Origin of the sequence: Mesorhizobium sp. M1A.T.Ca.IN.004.03.1.1 (assembly GCF_003997555.1) — a bacterium.
Taxonomy (GTDB): domain Bacteria; phylum Pseudomonadota; class Alphaproteobacteria; order Rhizobiales; family Rhizobiaceae; genus Mesorhizobium.
Genome location: NZ_RZTV01000460.1, coordinates 1 through 265 on the forward strand (window position 1 = coordinate 1; position 265 = coordinate 265).

Annotated in this window: 1 protein-coding gene; it reads right to left on the reverse strand. The window is 66.8% G+C overall.

From position 1 onward, the window contains the following. On the reverse strand, positions 1 to 236 hold a 236-nt coding region (locus EOD29_RS32435; RefSeq protein ID WP_127248849.1), incomplete at its 3' end, for a hypothetical protein. Positions 237 to 265: the final 29 nt, after the last annotated feature.

Here is a 265-nt window from a genome sequence, read left to right on the forward strand (position 1 = left end):
CGGCAGCCTGCCGGAAGCACGGCGATGGTCGTCGTCGTGCGTGTGACGACCCGCCGCGTCGTCCGACGGGCCACGCCCGCATAAGAGAGCGGCGTCAGCGGCCTGCCGATGACGGCGCCCGCCGGCGTGGCGAAGCCGATCGACAACGGCAGAAATCCCTGCACCTCGATGCGAATGTCGGTGAATGTCACGACGCCGGCGAGGCCCAGAGCGAAGAACAGCTTGTTATAGGTCATTTCACCTCTCCCATATCGGCAGGCGCCGG